Source organism: Vreelandella aquamarina (assembly GCF_020075495.1).
Taxonomy (GTDB): domain Bacteria; phylum Pseudomonadota; class Gammaproteobacteria; order Pseudomonadales; family Halomonadaceae; genus Vreelandella; species Vreelandella aquamarina_A.
Genome location: NZ_JABYQT010000066.1, coordinates 1 through 228 on the forward strand (window position 1 = coordinate 1; position 228 = coordinate 228).

Annotated in this window: 1 protein-coding gene; it reads left to right on the forward strand. The window is 69.7% G+C overall.

Going from position 1 to position 228, the window contains the following annotated elements:
• On the forward strand, positions 1-228 hold a 228-nt coding region (locus HW452_RS17490; protein ID WP_224107358.1), incomplete at both ends, for a hypothetical protein.

The window sequence follows — 228 nt, forward strand, 5'->3', positions numbered from 1 at the left end:
ACGCCGACGGCTACTACGCCATCGACGCGATCACCGGCACCGTCACCCTGACCGACGCGGGCGCGGCCCACGTCAACGGCGGCGGCAACCTGCCGGCGGTGAACGTGACCGTGACCGACGCACAAGGTCTGACGGCAAACGACACCGCGCCCGTGGGTGAGAGTGCCTTGCTGCCCACCGTCGAGGTGACCAGCACTTATGACGCCATCCAGGGCGCGGCCGAAGCCG